This window comes from Adhaeretor mobilis (genome assembly GCF_007741515.1).
Classification (GTDB): Bacteria; Planctomycetota; Planctomycetia; order Pirellulales; family Lacipirellulaceae; genus Adhaeretor; species Adhaeretor mobilis.
The window spans coordinates 5,264,240-5,289,799 of sequence record NZ_CP036263.1 but is presented as its reverse complement, the minus strand read 5'-3'; the positions used below and the strand labels follow the sequence as shown (position 1 = coordinate 5,289,799).

Annotated in this window: 21 protein-coding genes; 13 read left to right on the top strand and 8 right to left on the bottom strand. The window is 56.6% G+C overall.

Features of this window, described 5'->3' with window-relative positions:
- Positions 1-118: 118 nt before the first annotated feature.
- Both HG15A2_RS20780 and HG15A2_RS20775 read right to left on the bottom strand, forming a co-directional pair.
- Complete coding sequence (locus HG15A2_RS20780) at positions 119-2,059, bottom strand: DUF4914 family protein (RefSeq protein ID WP_145062935.1); 1,941 nt, start codon at positions 2,057-2,059, stop codon at positions 119-121.
- Positions 2,060-2,306: 247 nt separating this feature from the next.
- On the bottom strand, positions 2,307-3,821 hold the full coding sequence (locus tag HG15A2_RS20775; protein WP_218932150.1) for an ATP-dependent Clp protease proteolytic subunit: 1,515 nt from the start codon (positions 3,819-3,821) through the stop codon (positions 2,307-2,309).
- 324 nt (positions 3,822-4,145) lie between these two features.
- On the opposite strand from HG15A2_RS20775, the gene HG15A2_RS20770 reads away from it, so the two are divergent.
- On the top strand, positions 4,146-4,490 hold the full coding sequence (locus HG15A2_RS20770; protein ID WP_145062931.1) for a hypothetical protein: 345 nt from the start codon (positions 4,146-4,148) through the stop codon (positions 4,488-4,490).
- 134 nt (positions 4,491-4,624) lie between these two features.
- On the opposite strand, the gene HG15A2_RS20765 is transcribed toward HG15A2_RS20770, so the two are convergent.
- Both HG15A2_RS20765 and HG15A2_RS24315 read right to left on the bottom strand, forming a co-directional pair.
- The gene (locus HG15A2_RS20765; protein WP_218932149.1) at positions 4,625-5,395 is read right to left on the bottom strand and encodes a tetratricopeptide repeat protein; all 771 of its coding nucleotides are present in this window, start codon (positions 5,393-5,395) and stop codon (positions 4,625-4,627) included.
- A gap of 352 nt (positions 5,396-5,747) precedes the next feature.
- On the bottom strand, positions 5,748-5,894 hold the full coding sequence (locus HG15A2_RS24315) for a hypothetical protein (protein WP_218932148.1): 147 nt from the start codon (positions 5,892-5,894) through the stop codon (positions 5,748-5,750).
- A 385-nt stretch (positions 5,895-6,279) separates the two neighbouring features.
- On the opposite strand from HG15A2_RS24315, the gene HG15A2_RS20760 reads away from it, so the two are divergent.
- The 6 genes from HG15A2_RS20760 (at position 6,280) to HG15A2_RS20735 (ending at position 16,415) form a co-directional block, all read left to right on the top strand.
- Positions 6,280-9,996 (top strand): hypothetical protein, encoded by a 3,717-nt coding sequence (locus HG15A2_RS20760; protein WP_145062929.1) that lies wholly within the window; start codon positions 6,280-6,282, stop codon positions 9,994-9,996.
- 118 nt (positions 9,997-10,114) lie between these two features.
- Positions 10,115-11,443 carry a hypothetical protein gene (locus tag HG15A2_RS20755; RefSeq protein WP_145062927.1) on the top strand — a complete coding sequence of 443 codons (1,329 nt, stop codon included), beginning with the start codon at positions 10,115-10,117 and terminating at the stop codon, positions 11,441-11,443.
- Positions 11,444-11,652: 209 nt separating this feature from the next.
- Positions 11,653-12,915, top strand: a complete 1,263-nt coding sequence (locus HG15A2_RS20750; protein ID WP_145062925.1) for a serine hydroxymethyltransferase — start codon at positions 11,653-11,655, stop codon at positions 12,913-12,915.
- 253 nt (positions 12,916-13,168) lie between these two features.
- The gene (locus tag HG15A2_RS20745; protein WP_145062923.1) at positions 13,169-13,606 is read left to right on the top strand and encodes a response regulator; all 438 of its coding nucleotides are present in this window, start codon (positions 13,169-13,171) and stop codon (positions 13,604-13,606) included.
- 71 nt (positions 13,607-13,677) lie between these two features.
- The gene (locus HG15A2_RS20740; RefSeq protein ID WP_145062921.1) at positions 13,678-15,522 is read left to right on the top strand and encodes a tetratricopeptide repeat protein; all 1,845 of its coding nucleotides are present in this window, start codon (positions 13,678-13,680) and stop codon (positions 15,520-15,522) included.
- Between the two features lie 83 nt (positions 15,523-15,605).
- On the top strand, positions 15,606-16,415 hold the full coding sequence (locus HG15A2_RS20735; RefSeq protein WP_145062919.1) for an alpha/beta fold hydrolase: 810 nt from the start codon (positions 15,606-15,608) through the stop codon (positions 16,413-16,415).
- Positions 16,416-16,568: 153 nt separating this feature from the next.
- Here HG15A2_RS20735 and HG15A2_RS20730 read toward each other — a convergent pair whose 3' ends face one another.
- Together HG15A2_RS20730 and HG15A2_RS20725 are read right to left on the bottom strand one after the other, a co-directional pair.
- On the bottom strand, positions 16,569-17,108 hold the full coding sequence (locus HG15A2_RS20730) for a DUF2617 family protein (RefSeq protein WP_145062917.1): 540 nt from the start codon (positions 17,106-17,108) through the stop codon (positions 16,569-16,571).
- Between the two features lie 394 nt (positions 17,109-17,502).
- Positions 17,503-18,015, bottom strand: coding sequence for a DUF1499 domain-containing protein (locus HG15A2_RS20725; RefSeq protein WP_145062915.1), 513 nt, complete (start codon positions 18,013-18,015; stop codon positions 17,503-17,505).
- 271 nt (positions 18,016-18,286) lie between these two features.
- Here HG15A2_RS20725 and HG15A2_RS20720 point away from each other — a divergent pair, with 271 nt between their 5' ends.
- Entirely contained in the window at positions 18,287-19,582 is a 1,296-nt protein-coding gene (locus HG15A2_RS20720; protein WP_145062913.1) for a LysM peptidoglycan-binding domain-containing protein, read from the top strand.
- 321 nt (positions 19,583-19,903) lie between these two features.
- A complete protein-coding gene (locus HG15A2_RS20715; protein ID WP_145062911.1) occupies positions 19,904-20,608 on the top strand; it encodes a hypothetical protein in 705 nt (234 codons plus the stop codon).
- A gap of 257 nt (positions 20,609-20,865) precedes the next feature.
- Here the strand turns inward: HG15A2_RS20715 and HG15A2_RS20710 are convergent, their stop codons facing one another.
- Together HG15A2_RS20710 and HG15A2_RS20705 are read right to left on the bottom strand one after the other, a co-directional pair.
- Positions 20,866-22,467 carry a glycine--tRNA ligase gene (locus HG15A2_RS20710; protein ID WP_145064196.1) on the bottom strand — a complete coding sequence of 534 codons (1,602 nt, stop codon included), beginning with the start codon at positions 22,465-22,467 and terminating at the stop codon, positions 20,866-20,868.
- A 154-nt stretch (positions 22,468-22,621) separates the two neighbouring features.
- A complete protein-coding gene (locus HG15A2_RS20705) occupies positions 22,622-23,368 on the bottom strand; it encodes a 2-phosphosulfolactate phosphatase (RefSeq protein WP_145062909.1) in 747 nt (248 codons plus the stop codon).
- A gap of 243 nt (positions 23,369-23,611) precedes the next feature.
- On the opposite strand from HG15A2_RS20705, the gene ubiE reads away from it, so the two are divergent.
- The 4 genes from ubiE (at position 23,612) to HG15A2_RS20690 (ending at position 25,538) form a co-directional block, all read left to right on the top strand.
- Complete coding sequence (gene ubiE, locus HG15A2_RS20700; RefSeq protein WP_145062907.1) at positions 23,612-24,322, top strand: bifunctional demethylmenaquinone methyltransferase/2-methoxy-6-polyprenyl-1,4-benzoquinol methylase UbiE; 711 nt, start codon at positions 23,612-23,614, stop codon at positions 24,320-24,322.
- Between the two features lie 96 nt (positions 24,323-24,418).
- The gene (locus HG15A2_RS25235; protein WP_391483930.1) at positions 24,419-24,562 is read left to right on the top strand and encodes a GxxExxY protein; all 144 of its coding nucleotides are present in this window, start codon (positions 24,419-24,421) and stop codon (positions 24,560-24,562) included.
- Positions 24,546-24,785: a GxxExxY protein gene (locus HG15A2_RS24305; RefSeq protein WP_218932146.1), complete on the top strand. Its 240-nt coding sequence runs from the start codon at positions 24,546-24,548 to the stop codon at positions 24,783-24,785. Before HG15A2_RS25235 ends, HG15A2_RS24305 begins: the two co-directional genes overlap by 17 nt.
- A gap of 63 nt (positions 24,786-24,848) precedes the next feature.
- A complete protein-coding gene (locus HG15A2_RS20690) occupies positions 24,849-25,538 on the top strand; it encodes a UbiX family flavin prenyltransferase (protein WP_145062906.1) in 690 nt (229 codons plus the stop codon).
- The last annotated feature ends 22 nt before the right edge of the window (positions 25,539-25,560 follow it).

The following is a 25,560-nucleotide window of genomic DNA, read 5'->3' as shown; positions in this document are numbered from 1 at the left end:
AAGTGGTTCCATACTATCGCTAGCCCTCAATATGGAAGCTCTTCTGCTCCCATATTCCTGCCAGACTACAAAGAGGAGCTGGGGAATCAGCTCCTGAGAGGGGGGTCGTACCCCAGAATTACCCACCCAGCCCCGCATACTCTTCCGCCGTCGCCCCATCCAAACACGCTTGGATGATCTCCCGGCCCAGCGGGCGCAGGTCATCAACAAGAAAATCCTTTACCTGTTGGTGGAAGAAGTCGGTCAGGATTTTTGCCCCGGCATCGTAGGCCGCTTCGCCCACCTCGGGTTGCAGGGCGACGTCGAGGAACCAGGCGCCGATGGTTTGGCCCTCGACTTGGATTGTTTCTTTATTGTAACCCAAGAGCGGGCAGCGGCTGGCTTTCAGGTCGGCGGTGTTGAACGGCGTCGCACCCCGACGGGCGAGATACTCTCTCGTCACCCATTGTGGCGCGAAGCCGACTTTCCAGCAGCCGACGTGCTGGTTCGGGATTAGCACGAACTGCGTGCTGGCGGTTTGCATGATTTGGTCGAGCAGGATGTTCGCTTGATCCACCTTTCGCCCGGTGGCGAACGGCCAGAACGAACCGACCCCCTCGCTTTGCATGCCCCCTTGGTCGACGATCGAAGGGTTGCCGTGCCCGCGCGGCGCGACCAAGCGCCAGAGCCAGGCCAGCGAGGGGGGTAGCACATGAAACAAGCCGAGGATGCCGTAGGTAGGGTTTTCCTTCGTGCAGGGCGGGCAACGCACGCCAAAGCTGCGGATGTCGACCGTCACCGGCTTGCTCACCACATCCGGCACGTATTTCCTGGGTACGACTACGCGAGGGTTCGGGCAAGGCTCGCCCGGGGCGTCCATCTTGTGTTCCCAGATCAGCGCGGTCGCACCGGGCTGGGCATCGATGTTTAAGAACAACAGCGGCCCAGGCGGATCGATGGTCAGCCGTTCCAATTGCGGATCGATGCCGTACTGTTCGATGTGATTCACGCGCACAAACCACGCGTTCTCCGCATCGATCAATGAAAGTTTTTGATTCGGGCCGTCCTGATCTTGCAACGCGGAGTGGCACAGAGCCATGTCGTCCGTCACGGGTCGCAAGTCGCAACCGCGCGGCATGGTGAGTTTGCGTGTGTCGCCGGTGATCGTGTTCGTGCCTAGCAGCAACGTGCCGTCGCTCTCGCGATGCATATGCTCGAGCATTTCACTCTTACCGCCCCCCGACGCACCCTCATGCATGATCACGGTTGCGTTTTCGTAAGGCGTGACGACTTCCACTGTCGAGCAGTGGGCCGTGGTCCACGGTTGTTCATCCCGCTCGCCCAGGGTGAGCAACATGCCATAGACGCCCTTCTTGGCGGATGGGCCCGGGTAGAGGTTGTAGGCGAACAGCTCATGCAGGTTGAAACCGTCCTCCTCGAACCGGCGGTTATGTACGACAACTTGCTTGCCGTCGAAATGCGTATGGCGAAACGGTGGGGCAATGTAGACAACTGCTTCGTGGCTGTAGTCGGCCCCCGCTGCACGAACTTCCTCCAACGGCACAATGCCTTGCAGCATGGCGAGCCCGAGGGCGAAGAAGCCCGCATTGGCCGGGGCGATGGCCACCGCGTTGAGCGGCTTGTCTGGCAAGCCGGTGCGAAAGAAGAACGCGGCAATCGGCTGATCGCGCAGCCATTCTAAGGTCTCTTCGCGCAAGTCAGCGAAGTCCTTGTTGAAGCGATCCTGGTAAGTTGGCTTGTCGGTCACGGTGTCGTCGCCCACGACCATGCACTCTGGATCGCGGCGACGCATGTACGCTTCGAAGTAGTTGGCTGCCACGCCGTTCTTGATTTTGTAGACCTCCGCCTCGCGCTGGAACTCGCCATTCACGTCGTACCCGACGACATACCGCCCATCGGGGCCGACTTCTCCCAATCCAAGCGATTTGTCCGGCGTGGCGAGCGCGACAAGTTCCTCCACACTACCAGCCAGATGCAACCGTCCTGCCTTCTCGGCAGCTTCGAGCACGGACATCGCACTGTGAGAAAGGGTGAGCTCAGGAAAATCGGCCAGAGGCATGGGAGGCACTTTCGGTGGTTTTCGTGTCGGTTTTAATGCAAATCTTCAGAAACTAAGCCACCGATTGTACCACGTGCCAACGTTGAAGAAATAGCTCAGGGAGATGCCTATCAAGTCCCCAAACCTTCCGAGCCGAGATGCGTTGGCACTTGGGTAGAACCCGCGAAAAGTGCATCAAAGCGCAAAAACGAGGGGTGGGCATTGCCCACCCCTCGCTAATTTTTATGGGGTCTACCAGTAATAGAGCTTACCGGTAGTACTCGTCCGGGTTGTAGATCAACCACGCGTCGATCGGACTCAGCCGTGGTAGTTTCACAAAGCGTTGCCCTTTATTGTCGACTTGCTCCTTCAGGAAAACTTCGTAGCGTTCCTGATAGCCTGAAGACTCTTGGGCAGCTTGCTCGCCACCGAAGGAGAAGAGCGAACGGGTCACTCGCATCCCCTTGGGACGGGTGCGAATACCCTGTTCGCGGATCGTGGTGGCGACGTGATCAACCCACTTCTGCTCGACTGCTTGATTGCCGAACAATTCCCAATCTCCGGAAATGCGATTCTCGTACATCTCATCGACGAATTCTTCTTCGCTTAATCCTTGCTTCTCAGCCACTGCACCGATCAAGCGATGCGAGATTTCCTCCAGCTGGCGCACCTGATCTTTGATTGCGCGACCATTGCCGTACATCATGGTGCTCGCCTGATGATGAAGGATGATCGCATCGGGATAACAGTACGAGTGGTCGGCCAACGTGGTGATAATGGCCGCCATGCTGGCTGCGAAGCGTTTGACCACCACGTGGACCGGCGCTTCGCTCTTCTTGATCGACTGGACAATTTGCATACCCTCAATCGCCGAGCCACCAGGGCAATTGTCGATGACCAGGAAGATGGGCTTGCGCGATTGGTTGTTGAAGTAGTCGAGTCGCTGGCAAACGTAGTCCGCGGCACCGGTCATGATCGGGCCGTTCAGTTCAATGCGACGCAGACTGATAGACAGGACGCCATCTTGAAATGGCTCGTCGGGGTAGCTTTCGTCGCCGAGGATACGATCTTCGAGCTGTTCCTTGGTGGTCTCGACCTTCATCTCTAGCTCGATCTTCTCTTGCTCAGCCTTGGAGGCAGCGAGTTCGACGGCTCGTTTCGCTTGATCCAGAGCACTGCGCTGTTTGAGAAGATCGATTTCGAGCTTGATGCGATCGCGTTCGCGTTCCAGATTTACCTTTTGGGCGTCGATCCGCTCAGCCTCCAACTTGCGATCAATTTTTGACTTCTCATTCAGCAAACGTTGGGCAGCGAGCTCCTTCTCGTACATTGCCACTTGATGCTTGAAGCGTAACGCGTCCAATTCCATTTCAGCTTTGAGCTTCTTGGCTTCCTCGCTGATGAGATCTTTCTTGGGGGTCTCTTTCTTTTCAGTTTCCTCATCTTTCTCTTTGCCGTTTTTTTCATCTGACTCAGACTCTTTAGTTTTCGAGTCGTCGGCTTCCTCGTCCGTCTCCTCTCCGCTGGCTTCCTCTTCGCTCAGACGTTTCCGCACAGCCGCTTTGAGCTTCTCGCGGATTGTCTCACGAACTTCATCGGGGAATTCTTCCGTCTTCTTGTCAATTTGTTCTTCCCAATCGTCAGGGATTTCATCGCCAAACACGGGAGTTGCTATCATTTCCGTTTCGCTGAAGGCTGCGATTTCCGCTGCGCTCACGAAAGTGCTGCACGGCATCGTCATGAGCAATCCGGCAAGGAGAAATGGGAGGGAGAGTCGAGTCATAGCTAAGGCTCCGCTAGTCAAAGAGTAGGAAGGAAAACAGTTCATCGAGAGCGAGGACAAACGGTGAGATAGGTTGTCGGGGCCGGATAGAGGCCACCAGCAGGTTGAGGTCAATTATAGGCCGCCGGTTTGGGGAGAACCAGGAATCGACGGCACCAACCGAAGGATTATCCACCCTCGCAGCGGGTTTTTTCCGCGAAGGCCTTGTAAATGGACTGCTTTTGGGGGAGTGGCAACTCGGCTGAGGGGCAGCGAATCTCACGAAACTTCGCAGAATTGGTCGTCGAACTCAAGCCGACCTGCGTTAGCTGCAGTTGCACTATCATGAAGCTCTCTTGCCGTAAGTTCAGGGACAATCAGACGCGTCTGCATCTCTTTGCCTTGGCTTACCAATCGGGCCGCTCAGGCCCGTTTGACGAGTGCAGCCGAGTCCCGACCTCCGCAGTGGCGAGAAAACAACAGAAAATCACTAAGTACAAGAAGCGGATGGGGGACGCGGTGTTGAGATGGGGACCGAATGCGCCAGGAGCGGTTCTAGACGCATTCGGCGCGGATCTGATTTGGCTCCGCGACCTCAAACCGGCAAATGTTTTTGTCTCTCAGCGAGGTCGAAAGCAGGATATTGCAAATCTATTAGATCTTGGCGTGATCGGCACGCTGATAAGTTAATGGAGCATGCGATCGCAGGGTTAAGCGATGGCGTCCCAAAAAGCTTCATTTGCCATATGGACTTACCCTAAATCTCCATCTTTCTCAGGGCTACTTGTTGCTGTGCCTTTCCCTTTCTGTCAGGGATCGAGTCGCTACTGCTTCTTTGCTCTATTCTCTGATTCGCTCAAATACTGATCGAGCGGCTCCAAGAGGTTCTTCGCACTACTCAATTCTTCGGAGAGTGCCTGGGCTGAAGCGATCATGTCAGCCGTCAGGCCGCGAGTAGCAGTTATATTCCGTCTCGCATGGTTTTCGGGTGATTGATCCGCGGCTGCAGACATCAAGAGCAGCGCCACGCCCGCGACCTTGTTCTCCGTCACTCCGTCTCCTCGTACATACAGCATGCCCAGGTTGCCGATGGCCAGCCCATCCCCTTGCACCGACGCGTAGCGGTACCACTTATTAGCTTTTGCAAAATTAACCTTCGCGCCACGACCGTTTTCATACAGCACTCCCAGATTGAATTGGGCGGCTGCATTCCCTTGGGCGGCAGATTTGCCATACCAAACCACTGCTTTCTTCTCGTCCTTGCCAACCCCGATGCCTTGCTCATACATCAATCCCAAATTGAATTGGGAATCGGCATGGCCTTTCTTGGAAGCCGCGAGAAACTCTTCGTAGGCGAGCGGCAGGTCGTTGGCCTGATAAGCTGCGATCCCAGCCTCAAAATTGGCAACCGCGTTGATATCTTCCTTGTCTTTTTGCGGCTCAACGTCGACTTCATCGACTTTCGAAGGTAAAGCTTCGTCTTTTTCCACTTCCACCGTGCTTGTGCTATCTGTGGCATTGCGCTCAGTCTTCTTGCTACATCCGCTTAGCATTAACCCGACGACCAAAACGAATCTAGTTAAAAAACTGCTCATTACTTCTCCACTTCTCCACGGTTGCACGAATCACTTTTGTCTCAGGGAAGACGATCTTTCAGCGGCTTCCATGTCGACGATTGTCGATACGTTTTTCGAGGCGGTTGCGAGGACTGTGACGAGTCCTACGCTGCTCACAGGCTTGACGTCGTAGCCGTATGCGGTGTAACTCACGCGATATTAAGACGCGTTACATCGTACCAGACTTCTCTTCCAATTAGCAACGGCGCGACGCCGTATGGTAACTCGCTAAGCTCAGCAATTACAGTTTCTCGTTCGGGCAGGTATATCTCAAACTGACGGCGGCAGGACTACCTTTGGCGGCTCAGCGAATCGGGCTAAGTGCAGAGGTCTAGTTAGCAATTAAACACTCCTGCGAGTAGCGAGATTCTCGAATGCAATCGGCTGCTGTAACCACCATCTCAATTTGAATGTCGAAAAACGCATCGGTCTCGGTCACCTCGGCTTCTGCTTTCATCGAAAACAAGATGTGGCACATTGAGAACTCCCCGACGGCACGCTCACGACCGAAGACCCTTGGCCGGCGATCAAGGCGAAGAAGGTAGCTGCGAAGGTCAGCCGGCGCGTGATCGTCCAGAGCTATGCGGACGTGCTGGCGTTTATTAGTGCGTCGATGTCTGGCCGCTCCTAGTTTACTATTCGAGTTGCGGAGAGGGAGCCGGTCGTCCGTATTCTGCGTTTTTGACACGCTGGACAGTCGCCCTACGACCTCGCTTGACCCTTCACTGGCGTTCTCGACGACAAAGCCTACGCCCTGCTAGCATCCCACACCGCTCTGGCCTGGCTCATCTCGGTTGCCTAGAATTCGCAGCTATCCCCTTCGCTCATTCTACTCCCACCTCCCTAGAGCAGAGTCACGTGCTATGGCTCGTCGCCGACGAAGTTCTTTGAAACCAGCCCCTACGGAACCTATCGAGCCGCTAACCCTTGGTCCCTCGCGCCATGCACGGGGCAAAAGACGACGGCGTCGATTTCTGTTCGCACTGCTGTTGTTGCTCGGCGGACTGACGGCTCTGCTGCCCACGATTGTCGCAAACACGCCACTGCGCGATGCCGCGCTCGCTCGGGCGATTCCCGCCGGTGCAGGACGTGTCACCTCTGAGGGCGCGTCACTCGGATGGACGGGCAACCAAACCCTCACCAACGTGAGCTGGCTGGACGCGGAGGGGCTGCCGCTGTTCACTGCGAAAAGTGTGACGCTCGATCGCTCCTTGACGGCACTGCTCACCAACCGGCGCAATTTGGGCACCATAAAAATTGTGCGACCTGAGATCTATCTCAAAACTAATCCGCAGGGCAGTAATTGGGAAACGGCACTAGCTGGCTTTCAAACGGAAAGTCAACAAACGCCGATCGACCAAGATGTCTCGCTGGAACCTCAACGCACGGACATAAACGTCGCGATTGAAATCGTCGATGGCGGACTGGCAGCAATGGATGCAACGACCGGTCAACAGTGGAATGTCAACGGCCTGAACGTCAATGCCACGGCAAACTCGACCGAGGGCACTTGGCTAGCCGATGGCACGGCCAACGTGCAGATGGTTTCGTCAGATGCGGCCCTCGCTTCCCAGCCAGGACAGGTGCAGTTTCGCGTGCAGTCGCTCGGCCAGGGACGGCAGCAACTCAAACTCATCTCGAATCGCTTGCCGCTGCAACCACTCGAACCGTGGCTCGCACGTGCCATGCCTGGCGGACGAGTGCTTGGGGTAGCTTCCTCAGACATCACCGTCGATTGGCAATTGCCGCCCGTCGGGCAGGCTCAGCCAACGGGAGCCCAGCCAGCGAGCGCCCAGCCCACTGCCAAGCTGCAAGCCAGCGGCCGCGTCGATCTGGCCAACACGAAGTTCACTGCCGACGCGCTCTCAGGAGACATCTTGCAAATGACAGATGCATCGTTGGACGCAAATCTATCGGTGGCCGGCGATCGCATTCTTGTCGAGCAACTCAAAGCGAGTGGCGATTGGTTTGAGGGCGATGCACGCGGCACCTTCAACATCAACGAGCTACGTCGGCTGAGTCTCGACACGCTACCGACAGACGATTCCACAATCACTGGTAACATCGATCTGGTTGCACTCACCAAACAACTGCCAAACACCTTGCAACTGCGTCCCGGAGTGGAAGTTGACTCGGGTACGGTTTCGCTCACGGCGCGAAGTCTCGGTGGTAACGGTGCTCTTGAGGGCAGTGGTGGCGCAAACGCATCCGCGCGCCACTGGGACATCGCAGCCAAGGTCCAGGATCTGCGTGGTACGGACGGCGAGCGCGAAATCCGCTGGGACGACCCGGTGGAAGCCTACGCGGAACTGATTGCCGCTCGCGGCTTAGCGGCTAATGCCACGCCGCGCCCGCAACTCAGCACCGTCACATTCCGCTCTCCCTTTGCCTCAGCCAAACTCAACGCCGTGGCCGAGGGTGCCGATGGCACGTTCCGTTTCGATCTCAACCAACTCGCGAGTCAGTTGGGACAGTTCATCGATCTTGCCGAGTGGGAACTTGAAGGCACCGGCGGCGGCAAGCTCACGCTGCGCGATACGAGTGAGACCGGCTTCATGGCGACGCTACGAGCCGACTTTGAGAAAGTGAACATTCGACACAACAAACAACTTGTGTGGGCAGACGAGCAATTACGCCTCGATGTGCAAACCAGCGGTCAACATCGGGGCTTGCAGCCGACGCAACTCATTAAAGGGACCGTAAATCTATTGGGTGTGAACGACGTGTTCAATGTGGAACTGCTAGAGCCACTCCAGCTTGCCGCCCCTGCACCCGTCCCGAGCAACCCCGCAGCGACTGGCCAGACAGTTCCGTCGAGCAAGACAATCGCCGCACGTATCACCGGCAGTGGCCCGCTCGTACGTTGGGCCGGGCGACTGCGACCTTGGGTCGATGGCATCCCAGAACAAATCAATGGTGCCGCAACGCTCGACGCAGAACTGCGCAGTGGTCCTGGCTATGTGCATTTGGTGAACTCGCTCGTAGAAGTCGACGATCTACGCGGCAACTGGGGCGAAGTGCGATTCGAGGAACCCAAGGCAAAGCTTACGGGCGATTTTCGTTGGGAATCCGCGACGAGCTCGCTTGACTCGCATCAATTAGAGCTCACAACTAGCACCATTGCAGCTAGGACACGCGACCTCGCCGTGCAATTCGCCGCCGACGCTCCGCCGCTGGCACGCGGAGAAATTGCGTATCGCGCAGACCTCGAGCGCGTGGCCGCACTGGGTGGATTAGTCGGGGGGGAGTCTCCCTGGCCGCGAGGAAATGCCGTCGGCCGGATTCTCTTGGATAGCAACACGCAGGAAGCTGCTGCGGAAGTCACTTGCACGGCTAGCAATTTAGAGCTTGTCGGATCCGAGAGCAGCGCCGGTGCCAATTCTCGAACGCCCAAGCTCTTGTGGAGCGAGCCGAAGCTGGAACTGGGCGGCCGCGTGGCCTACCAGCAGGCGATCGACCGTTTGCAAATCACCAATCTGAGAGCCGTCAGCCAAACCCTAGAAGCTGCTGGCACCGCAACGCTTGAAGAAGTCAGCACGCAACAGCGCTTGCAGGGCGATTTGGCATTGTCCTACGATTCAGCGGCCGTCGAACAGCTGATCACCGAAACCCTCGGCCCCGGCGCCAAGCTCGAAGGTGCCAACCGGGCACGTGTGCAGTTTGCAGCTGTCTTGAACGAAGTCGCAGTCAGCGTGAATCCGACTGCGGCACCACGGCACTGGTCGCAGCGTTGGCAAGTCACCGGCGAAACCGGCTGGGCTGCTGCTAATCTCTACGGTTTGAATTTCGGACAGGCGAGTGTGCAGGGCACGCTCAAAGAGGGTAAGTTGCTGTTCCAACCAATCGACTTAAGCGTAGGGCAGGGTCGCGTGACCGCGCAGCCCCGTGTGCTACTTGATCCGCCACCGCGTGTGTTGCAACTGCCCAAGGGCCCGCTCGTGCAGAATGTGTCGATCTCCCAGGAAGTAAGCGAGTCACTACTCAAATATGCCGCGCCGATTCTCGCCGGCGCGACCCGCGCTGAAGGGGAGTTCTCGATCAACCTCGATGGTGCGAACATCCCGCTCGACGAGCCGAAGAACGCCGACCTCGGTGGGCAACTTAATGTTCACCGGTTGGCGATTCTCCCCGGCCCGAACACCAAACCGATGGTCGACCTGCTACGCCAAATCGGCATGCTCGCCCGCGGCCGCGAACTGCCCACCGGTGGCGCGGTTCCCGCCGGCGATGGCATCACGATGCAAGAGCAAACGATCGAACTGCGAGTCGTCGATGGCAAAGTCTACCACCGCGAGATGAAGTTCCTGGTAGACGACGTGCCGGTGCGCTCGACGGGTTGGGTGAGCTTCGACGAGCAGCTGTGGCTCGACCTGGAAATCCCTGTGCAAGAAAAGTGGGTGCGAGGCAGCAAGTACTTCCGCTCGCTAGCAGGACAAAAGCTGCAGATACCCGTGCGCGGCACGCTCACTCGCTGGCGGATCGAAGACAAGGTAATAGCCGAACTACTACAGAACGCCGCCGGGCAGGTACTTGGTGATGAGATCAACCGACAGCTAGAGAAATTGTTCCGCGGGCGGTGAGGGTTGGTATAATGGGCCAGGTATTCAGTTCTTGTACTGGACGGTGTCGAAAAATTGAATGTTTATTGACTCGTAATACCCCGACGGCGAGCAAGCTCGACGGCTAACATGGATTTGCATGCGACTCATAATACTCCTTGCCGGGCTGATTCTACTCGGGGCATCCCAAGCCCAAGCCCAATCGCAACTCCAACTCCCCCCGCCACACAAAGTCGATGTTCAGGCCGCCCAAGGCTCTGGTCTGCGCGAGCTGCGCGGCAAGCACTTGCGTCTCTTTACCGACTTGCCAGCGAGCGAATCGGTCGATGAGCTTCCATCCGTCTTCGATGCGGCGGTGCCAGTGTGGGCGAAGTACTTTGGCGTACCGTTAGAGGCGACTGCTACGTGGCGTGTGCAGGGCTTTCTCATCAAAGACCGTGAGAAGTTCGAGGAATTGGATCTGTTGCCCAGCGATCGACCCAACTTTCTCAATGGCTTTGCGCACGATCGCGAGCTGTGGCTCAAAGAGCAGCCCAGCAACTACTACCGTCGTCACCTGCTGCTACACGAAGGCACACACGCCTTCATGCTGGAATTTCTGAAAGGCTGCGGGCCAGGCTGGCACATGGAGGGTCTGGCAGAACTTATGGGCACACATTACTGGCAGTCAGGCAAGCTGCAATTAGCCGTCATGCCTAGCTCGCGCGAAGAGGTACCTATGTGGGGCCGCGTGAAGCTTATTCGTGATGCCGTCGCCGCGGGCAAGCCATTGTCTTTGAGCGAGGTCATGCGAATCGACAATCGACGCGTACTTACCACGACGGAATACGCCTGGAGTTGGGCACTCGCATCGCTGCTAGAAAACCATCCGACTTTCCAAAAGAAATTCCACGGACTGCAAAAGACAGTCAATCGCCCGCAACTCAGTCGTCGTTTCAAACAACAAGTGGGCCAACAGGATTGGGCACTGCTGGAACGCAACTGGCTGGCGATGATCGCCACGCTGGATTACGGCTACGACTTCGAGCGCATGAACCTGCAGGAGCGCGAGCTGACAGAACTAAATAACAATAGCACGACCATCGAAGTCGCCACCAATCGCGGCTGGCAATCGACTGGCTGGAAGCTTGTAGCGGGGAAAACCTATCGGCTCACTGCCGAAGGACGATATCAAATCGCGCTCGATCGCGCAGCTACACCTCCTATGCCGTGGGCATGCGAGCCCGGCGGAGTAACTCTCGAGTACCACGCCGGAGAGCCCCTTGGCAAACTTCTGGCGGCTCTGGCACCGCTGGAGAGTACGTCAGGTGCCGGCAGCTTTCTCAACCCGCTACCCATCGGTCTAGCTGGTACCCTAGAGCCGAAGGTCGATAGCGTGCTTTATCTCCGCGTCAACGACCACCCGGCACGCTTGAACGACAATAAGGGGATTCTCAAAGTGACGATCACTGGTACCACGCCCCGTTAGCCGACTACCTTGGTCGCCGTGGACTTCGCCTCATCGTGAACTGCACCTCGCCGAAAACCTCAGCGTCTTCGACTAATCTGGCGAAAGAACCGCGCGGCGGGCAAGCTCTGCAGCGAAATCCGCTTATGCGAGCCCGATTGACACCCTCGCGCGACCCTTCGACAATGGAGGGCTCAGATATTCACGCCAATAGCTAATAGCGAATTTCCATGCCTAACTTTCTAGCAGACAACGACCCCGAAATCTGGTCAGCCGTAGCCAACGAAATCGAGCGCCAACAAGATGGCCTCGAAATGATCGCCAGCGAGAACTACACCAGCCCTGCCGTCATGCAGGCCGCTGGGAGTGTGCTGACCAACAAATATGCCGAAGGCTACCCTGGACGTCGCTACTACGGTGGTTGCGAACACGTAGACGTAGTCGAGACCCTGGCTCGCGATCGTGCGAAAGAGCTATTCGGTGCAGAGTTCGCCAACGTGCAACCGCACTCCGGCTCCCAAGCCAACATGGCCATCTACTTGGCTGCCCTGGAACCGGGCGATACGGTTCTCGGGCTCGACCTGGCTCACGGCGGGCATCTCACGCATGGTATGCATCTCAATATCTCAGGCATCCTTTACAACTTCGTAAGCTACGGCGTTCGCGAAGACGATCATCGCATCGATTTCGATCAAGTCGCCAAGCTCGCCAAAGAGCACAAGCCGAAGCTCATCGTTGCCGGAGCTAGTGCCTACCCGCGCGAGATTCCCCACGCCAAGTTTGCTGAGATCGCCAATGACGTCGGTGCGAAACTCATGGTCGATATGGCCCACTACGCGGGACTCGTTGCCGCCGGGCTGCACGACAATCCCGTACCAGTCGCGGACTTTGTGACGAGCACCACACACAAAACGCTCCGCGGCCCGCGAGGCGGTCTGGTGCTGGCGAAGAAGAAATACGCCAAAATCCTCAACAGCCGTGTCTTCCCCGGCCTGCAGGGTGGCCCGCTCATGCACGTGATCGCCGGCAAGGCGGTTTGCTTCGGCGAGGCTCTCAAGCCGGAATTCAAAGTCTACGCCCAGCAGGTAATCGACAATGCTGCGGTTCTCGCGGAAGTACTGCTTGCAGGCGGGTTGAACCTTGTGAGCGGCGGCACCGAGAATCATCTCATGCTCGTCGATGTGACACCGCTAGGTATCGGTGGCAAACAGGCGGAGAATGCGCTCGACGCTTGTGGCATCACGGTCAATATGAACATGATTCCCTACGACCAACGCCAACCGATGGACCCCTCAGGCATTCGCATCGGTACGCCGGCGCTCACCTCGCGTGGCATGGGCACCGCGGAAATGAAACAAGTGGGCGACTGGATCCTGCAGGCCCTTTCCTCACCGGAAGACAACACGGTCCTGCAGTCAGTGCGCAGCCAAGTGAGTGAACTGTGCCAGCAATTCCCAGTCCCCGCCGCGGCATGTGAAACGGCATCCGCTTGAGTCTGTAAATTTTTGACCACAAAGGACACAAAGAGCACAAAGGTCGCACCTCATTGCACAAGGCTTCCAGGATGTCCAAGTTTTTGAGAGTCGGTTTTACCTGAATGTGCATTACGGTGCGATAATTCAGACAGTTATCTCACACCGACTACCAACCCAGAGAAACCCCATATTGGCTTCGAGATTAGAGCCTGGGGATTATCTTCGTGTTCTTTGTGCCCTTTGTGGTTCATCCAAATAAGAGAGACACATCATGTCAGACAAACACCGCGTACTCATCGCCGACGACAACGAAGCCAACGTTGAGCTCATGCAGGCCTATCTCGGCGAGATCGATGTCGACACCGAAGTGGCCGTCGATGGGCAAGATACGCTCGATAAGGTGGCCTCCTTCAAGCCCGATCTCATTCTGCTTGACGTGATGATGCCCAAGTTGAGCGGATTCGAAGTGTGCGAACGCCTCAAGCAGGGCGAAGAGACCAGCGGTGTGATGGTGCTGATGGTCACTGCGCTCAACGAACTGGGCGACATGGAACGGGCCGTTAATTCCGGCACAGACGACTTCCTCTCCAAGCCAGTCGACAAGATCGAATTGCTCAAGCGCGTCCAGAATATGCTCAAGCTCCGTAGCGTCACCGACGAGCTAGAACGACTACGTCGCTACATCGAAGAGATGGAAAGCAACCGCTAGGGTTGCTGAGTTACCAGGGAAGAAGCCAGCGAGCACAGTGCTACCACAGGGTTGGCTCGCACGGACCACCTATGACTATTTCACAACTACTCTTCGCTGCTCTGATTGCCTTTGCGCTCCTCCTGTCTCCCGAAGAACTCCTCGCACAAGCGAGCACAATCCCGTCCACTGAAGAACTCGACGCGCTCATCTCTCAATTAGGAGACGACGAGTACCACGTTCGTGAAGCCGCAGAACAGCAGCTCTTGCAACTGGGACACGAGGCGTTCGATCAACTGAAGCAAAATGAGCGGCATCGCGATTTGGAAATCGCCTCCCGCGTCAGCTACATCTTGCACAAGCTGCAAGTCGATTGGTTGCGAGACGACGATCCGACCGAAGTGCGTAGAATTCTAGCTCGCTACAACGAGCTGAACCAAGAGGAACGCAGACTGCGGATCGAACAACTTGTCGCCCTGCCAGAAGCAGCTGGCGCACCGGCAATTGCTCGCGTGGCCCGCTTTGAGGCATCGCCAGAGATCGCTCGCCTTGCGGCGTTGCAACTCACAGACATGGACCCCGCAGCGCTCAAGCAAGCCGAGCAGAGGGTACTTCAGGAGTGCGGTACAAGCAAACGGACGCCTATCGAGTGGATTCGACTCATCTTCGTAGAATTGAACTCCCCCGCAGAGACGGTTGCTCGCTGGGCTGCGTTTATTGAAAGCGAGATCGAACTGGTAGCAACGGAAGGCCAGGACAAGACGTCCTCAGACATCGTGTACTTGCTACTCGATCACGAACTCAAACTATGCAATCGGCTCGAGCTGCTCGACGAAACAACTGCTTCGCTGGTGCGAAGCGTTGAGCTTACCAGCCTCACTGCCGCGGGCAGCCCGCAATTGCAAAGGACGCGCGGCCTGATCTATGCGATCGATTGGATCACCGAGAACGAGCGCTGGGACGTGCTCGAACAATTCGAGTCGCGTTTCGAGAAAGAAATTTGCAAGGAACGGCTCGTTCTTTACTACTTAGCCAACGCCTATGGCAAGCAGGGCAAGGGGGACGCGGCGGAAACCACGGCTACCAAAGCATGGGACCTCATCGACGACGACGACGAGCAACGTGTCGCTCTGGGGGGGGCTCTCCAGGAACTGGGCCGCCTGGATTGGGCGAAACGAGAATGGCGCTATGTGATCGACGGTTTTGCGGAAATCGACCCCCTGGCGATGTCCGCGAGGCAGTCGCTCGCTCTGTGGCTACACGATAGCGGTAACGATCGCGAAGCGGCCGATCTTCTGGCGGCTTCCTGCGATGCGCTCGATAAGAATCCGGGCGAAAAGAAAAAGCTGCATCGCACCTATCTCGAGCATGGCAATGAACCGTTGGCCGCCTTCTACGCGCAGCGTCTCTACTACGAGGCGTGTTACTACCAGTCACTGGAAGACTATAAAAATCAAGCCAAGAAACTAGAGCAAGCCGCTGCTGCCTACGAGGACAACGCGGACATTCTCATTGCGATGTATCACGCCCAGGGCTCGGATGAGGATTATCGCAAGCGCACCCTCGCACGAATCCGTCGCGTCAGTCGCAAGCAGCAGGAACTAATCGACAGCTATCCCCACATCGCGGGGCTCTATAACCAGTGGGCTTGGCTAATCGGAAACACAGAAGGCGATTATCAAAAAGCGATTGCCTACTCGCAAAAGTCACTGGAACTCTCTCCAGGCGAAGCCGGGTTCCAAGACACCCTCGCCCACTGCTATTTCACCGCGGGTAATTACGAGAAAGCGGTCGAGTTTCAACGCCTCGCCGTCGCGGGCCAACCCTACGTGCAAGTCATGCAACGCAAGCTCGTGCAGTTTGAGAAAGAGCTTGAGAAACGCAGGGAGAAGGGGCTGCCGACGAAGCCGGTGCCTGAGAAAGCGGAAGCGTCATGATATGCCCCACGCCCGTTTGCCGTCGAACAAGGTCGGTGGCTAACATTACCTGAAACCAAGTACTTGCCTGAAATTGCAAACCCATGAATAGCACCACCAGTATCAACGGTATCCAACTGACCTACGAGACCCACGGCAAGGGCACCCCAGTGGTGCTGTTGCACGGCTTCCCACTCGACGCACAGATGTGGCAACCGCAGGTGGAGGCTCTCTCGGCCGGCTATCAGGTGATCGTGCCCAACCTGCGCGGTTATGGCGGCTCCACACAAACTGAGCAAGACGGTACCGAAGGTGTCACCATGCGCCAGTACGCCGACGACATCATCGCACTTCTCGACGAGCTTTCGATTAACGAGCCCGTGGTGCTGGCCGGGTTCTCGATGGGCGGCTACGTCGCCTGGCAGTTCGCGCTGAACTATCCGGAGCGACTCAAGGCGCTGATCGCGTGTGATACGCGCGTGATTGCCGACCCACCCGAAGCACGTGAGAAACGCCAGAAGATGGCCTCGCTCATGCAATCTGCCAAAGATACCGAAGCCGCCACGAGCATGCTTTCCGTGATGCTTGCCACGTCGAAGCAGCAACACGCACCGTCCGTCGCAGAAAAGGTGAAGGAAATGATCCTGCGTCAATCGCCACTGGCGGTGGCCGCCGCTCAATTGGGCATGGCCGCGAGACCTGACGTGACTGAGCGACTGAAAGAAATCACCTGCCCCGCGCTAGTCGTGTGCGGTGCAGAAGACGCCATCAGCCCGCCAGCCGAAATGCGGGGCATCGCCAACGCGCTACCCAACGCCAGCTTCTTAGAGATACCCAACGCAGGACACATGACGACCCTTGAGAATCCGCAAGCGGTGAACGAAGCGTTTGCTGACTTCCTGAAGGGTCTCTAACCTCGTTCCCACGCTCCCACGCGGGAACGCAAGACTTGGCCGCTCCCGCGGTCCTGCATTTTGAGTTTGGAAAAGCCCGCTCGAGGGTATGTGTCGCAGAGCGGCGAGATCTCTCATTACCACGCAGGAGCGTGGGAACGAGAACCTTTTCACTTACGGCAACCGATACCAAGATTGCACTTTCAGCATCGCGTAATCAGCTGGAAACGTATGGAACGCTTGCACGCGGAACACTTTGTCGCGTGAATCGACGTTCACGTAGCTCAGCGCACCATCTTCAAAGCGGCCGCTTGCGTCGAAGCGTTGCAACATGCCTTGCCGCGTAGCCTGCAGCGTGAGTTGTTTCTGATAAGCGGCAAAGCGACTGGCGTCGGACGGTTCGAGCGAGAATTGCGTCTCGTGCGTCACACCACCCATTGCCTGGAACTGCTCGCTTCGCTGCCCTTTGAGCGAATAGGCTTTTAAGCGTTGCCGCAAAGGCATCTTTTGTGTGGCCGAGCCGACAACCTCGGTCAGCACCGAGTCGCCGTAGTGCCAAGTGACCACATGCCCGCAACTGGTAATCCACACGTTGACCTTGTAGCCGTTGCGTTCGATGGTGCGGCGCTGATGAATCTGAAATAGCTCAGGATGGATCGAGCGACCGAGGAGTTGGTAAGTCAGCTCAGCTACTTTGGGACGTACGGTAATCATCGTGAACCCTCACGTAATATGTTTCAGCGATTCGACTCGCGCGGAGTGTGTCGCGTTGTTGTTGGTCGCCTTCATTGTAGTTACTCAGTGCTCATTATAGTTGCCAATGCGAATCGCGACAAAGCCTGTTTCTCGATGAAGTGAACTTGACAAAGTTTTTTATTGACAGGCGCAGCGGCGTGTGAGTTAGTTAGAGGAAATCTGAAAATAAAAAACTTTGTACTCCTACAATTGAGCAACGGTTGACACTGATAGCATGGTTGAAATTGGGGAAGAAATTCACTTGACAATAAGGGAGGCGCGGCTACTACAAACAGCCGTAGGCCAACGGCGTCTGCTGGTGAAGCGTCCTTGCAATTTCCATTGCAGCTAGATCGCCGGAACTCGCTCCGACCTACGGTTGGCCAACCGCTGCGCCACCAAGCTCCTCGCGCAGCCAGGCATTCAGTTCCCGAATATTTCGCGGGTTCTGGCCCAAGTCGCCCTTGCCGATGCGTGACTGGCTGCTGACTTCAATAAGTGTTTCTTTAGGGTGTGTGTAGATAGTGTTAATGGTTACATCATCGGTGAAACGCAGCCATTTTGTAGTACGGGTCAGGCGAATGAAACGCCACCCTGGTAACGAGGCATCGGATGAAACCCACTCCCATTGTGAGTGCGTATCGACAAACTCATGCAGCGCTGCCTCAACCACTTCTGGGGAAGAGGCGACACGTATTGGACGCAACAACAGCCCCTTAGCGTTCACTGAAGTCTCAGCAGAGTTGGTCGTCAAATCGCGGCTCCAATCGTCGATCTGCCACATCGCCATTGCCAGCAATGCTAGCACAACGACCAGAAGCGCAATCCCGATGCGTTTGCGGAGCGGTTTTCGTTTTGGTTTTCGTTTTGGTTCTTCATTCGTCATGAACCTAGTGTACCGGAATTGCCGCTTGCGGCTTAGCCGAAGCCTTGGGAAATCGCCGCGCAATAGGAAAATCGCCACTCAACAGGCCCCACTCATACCGCGGAACCACCCGCACTGCTGGTAAGCCGCAAACGCCATCTGATTGAGTTCGAGTTTTTCGTAACTGCTGTAGCGTCGCTCCAGTGGTTCCCCTACCATCTGCGGCGCTATCGCTAATTTGTTATGCCAATCTGTGCATGGCAACCGTAGACAAGATTCAGGAGTATGAACTGTGAGTTCCATTCGTCCTTTGGCCACCATTACCTTTTTGGTCTGCGTTGGCGTCGTACTGTATCTAAGAATCAACGAGACCGATCCGGTCCTGCCTGAGGGCATGGGCGAGTACTCGCTGGAAGATGATCTAGCGATCGACGATCCCGCTACAGGCGCTTTTGGCGGCGATGCATTCGGCACGTCAGCCGACACAGGTTCTTCCGAAAGTTTTGCGATCGACGATGGATCGGGTCCACCACCGTTCACTCCCCCTGCTACGCCTGCCTACACCGGCGACGCGGGTAGCCCTCCGCCTGCTTGGACGCCTCCTGTAACTTCCGCGCCCGCTGATACTTCAGCCGAGAGCACCCTGGGAGATGATCAGGCGACGGTTCCTGATATGCCGGAAGTTCCGGAGATGGGTGGTTCCGACGAGACGACAGCCCAAAGCGAGCGGTTGGCGATGACCGTCACTCCCAATACGATCGTTCAAGAAGAAGAGGTCGAGCAACTGGATCTAGAGACTGATACTCCTGCCGCTTACCAACAGCAAAACAACGACTCGGCGACCGCCGGGTTGCCACAGAACACCACCCCTACGCCACAAACATCGCTCTTCGCGGCTACGCGTGTTGCCGTGCAGGCAGCGCTCGATCGTGGTGAGCTTTCCCAAGCTTTGTTGCTGCTTTCCGATTGGCACGGCGATCCTTCGCTCACAAAAGCTGAAACGGATGAAGTAAATCAGTTGCTCGGCCAGCTTGCCGGCACGGTCATCTATTCTAGCGAGCCGCGTCTCGAAGCACCTTACTTGGTGCAAGCTGGGGAAACCATCCAGCAGATTGCGGCTAAGTACGATGTGCCTTGGCAACTGCTCGCCAAGATCAACGGCCTCGGTACGCCCGACGCCTTACAAACCGGTCAGAGCCTCAAGGTCATTCGTGGTCCGTTCAATGCGAAGGTGGACCTTAGCTCGCGCGAGCTGACGCTCATGTTGGGCCGTCGCTACGCAGGTCGCTTCCAAGTGACAATGGATCCCGCCGCGACTATCGAAGAGGGTAGCTGGATGGTCGATCAAAAATTGGTCACCCCTGCCGGCGGACTATATGGCAGTGCGAACGGTGCCAGCGATTCGCGCAGCATTGTGCTCTCTAACCCCTCAACCACCAGCGGCCAAGTCGCCGTGATCCGTGGTCCGAGCGACCAAAGTCGCGTCGCCAGCGAACCGGTCGAACGCACCATCAGCCTCCGCGAGGGCGAGGTTGCCGACTTGTACGACATTATCTCGGTCGGTTCGCGTGTGACGATTCAGAGGTAAGAGTAATAGGCAAGTCGCTAAACTTGTCGTTCCGATGGGAGGCTCGCCTCCCATCGTCCCCACGCTCCTGCGTGGGAACGCAATGCCCAGCCGCACTGCGGCAATAGCAGAGGAGTTCGGCCGGGCTTCGCTTAGTGGTCAGCGCCGCGGAGCTGCGAGATCGTGCGTTCCCACGCGGGAGCGTGGGGACGAGGTCGCAACTCGCCCGTAAACTCCCCCGAACCGTTAAAGTCTGCCGCGCCCGGTGGTCGATAATTCCGAAGTGAGAACGCACCAGTCTGTGCGTTCCGTCTCCTCAAGAGCCTTCGCGAGTTTCTGTCTATGTGGTGCCGTCATTGCCAGCAAGATGTACCTGCGATTGCGTCAGGTGTGATCGGGCCCTTGGTTTGCCCCCGCTGTGAGTTTGCCCTTGAGGAAGGTTTACATCCGATCGAGGAAACAGAGAATCTTGGTACTGCTGGCGTAGAACTCACCGAGCTGGATGTGCCGAAGATCATCCCACTGCGAGAGGTCTTCGATAGCCAGCAAGTCCAGGCGGAACTCAATCTGCTCGGGCGGCGATTAGGTGCGAAGAGTAAAACACCAGCCAGTGAACCGTGCCCCGCGCTGCATTTAGTTCGCCAACCACTACAAGACGCTGCACAACTCGGCGCTCTGCAAACTAACCCTGCGCAATCTGGTTCTGTGCCGCCCATTGCAACCTACGCTCAACAACGCACTAGCGCCGGCTGGTGGGTGAGCGCATTACTTGGCGCGAGTGGTCTCGCCTTGGCTGTCGGATTGGCAGTTCTCGCGTATGCGACTCTCTACGTCCGTCCAGAACTTTGGAACCAAGCTCTCACGGTAACTCTCGCTGGCGAGGGTGGCCTCATCGTAGGGCTCGCCTGGATGGCCAAACGTTTGTGGCAAAACAGCCGTCGGTTAAATCGCCAAATCTCCGGCGTTGATCGCCAACTCGACGCGCTGCAATTCGCAACCGAACAACGTTACGGCTACGACAGCGCGTACTACCGGCGTGTGGCGTAGGTACATGGAAAGTCGGAAACGGGTAGCACCGACACCACAGCCGCCAAATAGGTTTTCAACTCACACGCGTACCCGGATTGGTGTCGGTGTGCGCAGCACAAGAGGTTCTTGGATTCGCTGATTCCCCAGCCCCTTGTAATCAAGACCTCTTGTCGGCAAGCGACCCCGACACTTGTCAGATTGAGTTGATCTGGTCATCAAGCCTACTTACTGACGAAGTGTCGGGGCTACCCGATTCCGTCGGAATGACAAGTGCGCTAACTCACCCGCCCCGCGATCTCCTCGACCACATCGTCAAGCTTCACGCGCCATTGCTCGAGCGAATCGCGATCACGAATCGTCACCGTCTTGTCAGTTAGCGTGTCCCCGTCGATCGTAATGCAATACGGCGTACCCGCTTCGTCCTGCCGACGATACCGACGGCCCACCGCTCCCTTCTCGTCGTAAACGGCTGGGAACTTTGCCTTGAGCGCCCGATAAACGTCCTTGGCGATCTCCGGCATCCCCTCCTTTTTCACGAGTGGGAATACGGCCGCTTTCACGGGCGCTATCCGCGGATGCAGCTTCATTACTACGCGAGTTTGCATCTTGCCTTTGTCGTCCGGTTGCTCGTCCTCCTGGTACGCTTCACACAAGAATGCAAGGGTCGCCCGATCAGCACCGGCTGAGGGCTCGATCACGTGCGGCAGATACTTCTCATTTGTTTCCGGATCGCGATACGTCAGGTCTTTCCCTGAGCCACGGTACTTCGGCTTGCCATCCTCACCCTTCTCTACCTCCAACGGGCAAGTGTTGGGGTCGAGCTTCCCCTCCATGTGGCTACGCAGATCGAAATCACCGCGATGGGCGATGCCTTCCAGTTCGCCGTACTCGCCTTCCGGTAGGAAGGGGAACGCATACTCAATGTCTGCCGTACCTGTGCTGTAATGGCTCAGCTCGTCAGGTGCATGATCTCGTAGTTGCAACCGTTCGCCCGCGAGGCCGAGATCTTTGTACCATTGCATGCGGCGATCACGCCAATACTCATACCATTTTCGCGACGAGTCCGGATGACAGAAGAACTCGATCTCCATCTGCTCAAACTCGCGCGAACGGAAGGTAAAGTTCCGTGGCGTAATCTCATTGCGGAAACTCTTGCCAACCTGGGCGATGCCGAACGGGATTTTTACCCGCGTGCTATCTACTACGTTTTTGAAGTTTACGAAAATACCCTGAGCCGTCTCCGGGCGCAGGAAGGCGGTGTCCGCTTCGGTTCCCATCGCTCCCACGATGGTTTTGAACATGAGGTTAAATTCCCGCGGCTCGGTGAGTGATCCCACCGATTTTGCCTCCGGTGCGAGCACGTTCTCAAATTCGCTAATGGTTTCGAGAGATACCGTGTCGCCGTCCCAGGAAAGTTCCTCGACATTCTTAGCGCGGAGATTGAAGAACTTGAGAGCACGTCGTTGCAGATCTTCGTCCTCCTCCTCAGCCTCGACTTTCGTAGTGACAAACACTTTCTGGCCCTTGGCCTCCACCCATCGGCCTCGCAATTGATCGTAGCGATAGCGCCCCTTGGATTCCTTGCAATCGACCATCATGTCGCTGAACAAGTCCTGGTGCCCGCTTACTTTCCATACTTGCGGGTGCATGATGATTGTGCAATCCAGCCCCGTCATTTCATACGTGCTGGGTGCTCCGGGGCGCACATCTAATTCGTCGTGCGCGGTAATCATATCGTGCCACCACGCATCTTTAATGTTGCGCTTTAGCTCTACGCCCAGCGGCCCGTAGTCCCAAAACCCGTTGATGCCGCCGTAGATTTCACTCGACTGAAACATGAAGCCGCGACGTTTGCAGAGCGAGACTAGTTTTTCCATTTCCATGACAAAATACCTAAATCAAAATGTCTCTCGCAAAGGCGCTAAGACGCAAAGCACGCACCCTCTGCGTCTTAGCGCCTTTGCGAGAGGCTAAAGTTGGTCGAAAATTGCAAACGACTAGTCTAACTGCGGAGCGATGAAAGCTCTACGGCTAGACAATAAGGCCGTTCTCGCGGTTCAATTCGGGCACCAGGTCCAGAACATCGAGCTGAGCACACACGGGCAAATCCTCATCGCGGCCGATGCCCAGCAGATTGCGGCCGCCGGGGGTAGTCTTCAATTCCTCGGCAAATTGCTCACTCTCGCTGCGTCCCAGGGCCCGGGCCGTGGTGACCAGTTCCTGCCATTCTCGCACGGCAGCCTCTGCCCATTCGTTTGGGGACCAATCGCCCTTACTCAGCAGCGGCTCGGCGATCGCCCCAGCAGCGAGGATATCCTCCCGCGTGACCACGCCCCCGGTGCCAGCACACAGGATGTTGATTTCCCCTTCATCACGAAGCCTCTCGACCACCGCCTGACGATTCACCGCAGCACCCACCAAGACGCGACTGGCCAAATGAGCATGCCCCAGCGCCCGCGTGCCATTGGTCGTGGTGAAGAGGATCGTCTGCCCGAACACCACATCGGCGGTGTACTCTAGCGGCGAATTCCCCAGATCGAACCCCTCAATCGGCTCGCCACCGCGTTCCCCACCGAGCACGATCTTTTCCCGCTCGTACTCTGCCGCCGCCTGGGCGGTCGCGTCGACTTCTACAAAGGGCCGCACCGCCATCGCCCCGTTTGCCAGCGCCGTGCAGATGGTGGTCGATGCGCGCAGCAGATCCACCATCACGACGGTTGAGCCTGCGAGGTCTTCCTCAGCAACAAACTGCGGTAGGTAATGAATGTTGAGGTGCACTGTAGCTCGGCCTTCTAGGCTGAGTAGAGGAACGATTGAATTGCAAGATTGCTGAAAATGTGCCGGATCGGTTCATATTCCAAGTCGAAATTAATCAGTACAGCGGCACTGATCTACTTTCCGTTAACCACTGACACGCACTTTCGGTTGGCGCTAGCGAGGCAGCTATCCTACTGCGATAATCGAAAAAGTTATACCGCTTGCGTCCCTCCCTCTTCCACCCTCAGCTTCCCACTTCGATAGATGGTCGATAAGTCCAACGAACGCGTCCGCAAGATGTTCGGCCAGATTGCCGGACGCTACGATCGCATGAATCATCTGCTGTCGCTCAACGTCGATAAGTACTGGCGTTGGCGAACCGTGCGGCAAGTAGCTCCGGCCGGTGGTATGAAGATTCTTGACGTCTGCACCGGCACCGGCGACTTGGCGATTGCTTACCACAAGGCGAGTGAAGGCAAAGCACAGATCGTAGGCACGGACTTCTGTCATGAGATGCTTGCCATTGGTGAACAGAAAGGCCGCATACTTGGCACCAACGGGCAGCTCACTTTCTTAGAAGCCGACACGCAACACTTGCCGTTTCCCGACAATGAGTTCGATATCGTGTCAGTCGCATTTGGACTGCGAAACGTTGCTAATACCGACGCTGGCCTTGCTGAGATGGCTCGCGTGTGCAAGCCGGGCGGACAGGTGGCTGTGCTGGAGTTCAGTACGCCCCGCTGGCAACCATTTAGGGCTGTCTACGGTTGGTATTTCCGCAACATCCTGCCTAAACTGGGCCAATGGCTCGCCCGCAACGACGCGGAAGCCTATGACTATTTGCCCGAAAGCGTGGGAGAATTCCCCCAAGGTGCGGCACTCGCCGAACGCATGCAAGCAGCCGGCCTTACGAACGTCACCTACCGTGGACTTACCCTCGGCGTGGCGACACTTTATGTTGGGAGGAAGGGTTGAGGTTTCGCGCAGAGACGCAGAGACGCAGAGACGGCAGAGGTTTGTTGGCAAGAATTAGCAAGGCGCATGAACGTACTGAATTAATTAAGTGGTGAGATCGTTGATGCAGCAATCACTGTGCATCGAGAATTGGGACCGGGCTTGCTCAAGTCGGTTTATGAAGTTGTTCTGCATCATGAATTGAAATCAAGAGGAATCAAGAGGAATCAAGAGCACGCGGCAGGTGCCCATTGCTATTGAATATCGAGGACTGAAATTCAACGAGGGCTATCGCATAGATTTACTTGTGGAGGAGGATGTCGTCGTCGAGATCAAATCAATAGAAGAAGTAAATCCTGTCCATAAGAAGCAATTGCTAACTTACTTGAGACTAACTGATAAACGACTAGGCCTCCTGCTAAACTTCAACGTCAATCTTATGAAAGGTGGCATCACTCGCCTAGCAAATAATGTTGCCGAATAACGTCCCCTCCCTGAATCTCTGCTGTCTCTGCGTCTCTGCGCGAATCACTACCCCAGAACTCCAATGAACAAACGAATTTGTATCGGAATCACCGGCGCGAGTGGCGCAGTTTATTCTCTACGGCTAATTGAAGTACTGTTGGCCACCGGGCATGACGTGCACCTCTCGATTAGCCCCTCGGGCGCGGCCGTAATCAAGCAGGAGATGGACCTAACGATCGATCTAGAAGATTTCCGCCCCGCCGATCTCATGCTGCATGATGTGACCAATGCATCGGACAGTAAAATCAAGCTCCTACAAGCCTCTGCCGGTGTGGGCACCGCGGACAGCAACGTACTTTCTGTGGAATCTCGTCCTGTTGGCGAGTTGCAATACCATCACTGGCAGGACTTCATGTCACCCGTGGCGAGTGGTTCGTTCGTCACTGAAGGTATGGTCATTACGCCCTGCTCAGGCACCACGCTCAGCGCTGTGGCCAACGGCACCGCGGGCAATCTCATTCAGCGCGCAGCCGAAGTGCATTTGAAAGAAGGCCGCAAGCTGATTCTCGTGCCCCGCGAAACACCGCTCTCGCTTCCAGCCATTGAAAATATGCGTAAAGCCGCCGCCGCCGGTGCCGTCATCCTGCCAGCCTCGCCCGGCTGGTACCACGGCGTAAGCACGCTACGCGATTTGGTCGACTTCATCGTCGCCAGAGTCTGCGACCAACTCGGGGTCGATAACTGTCTCATCAAACGCTGGGGGCAGGAATAAAAGAGTGGCATGGGCAACTTGT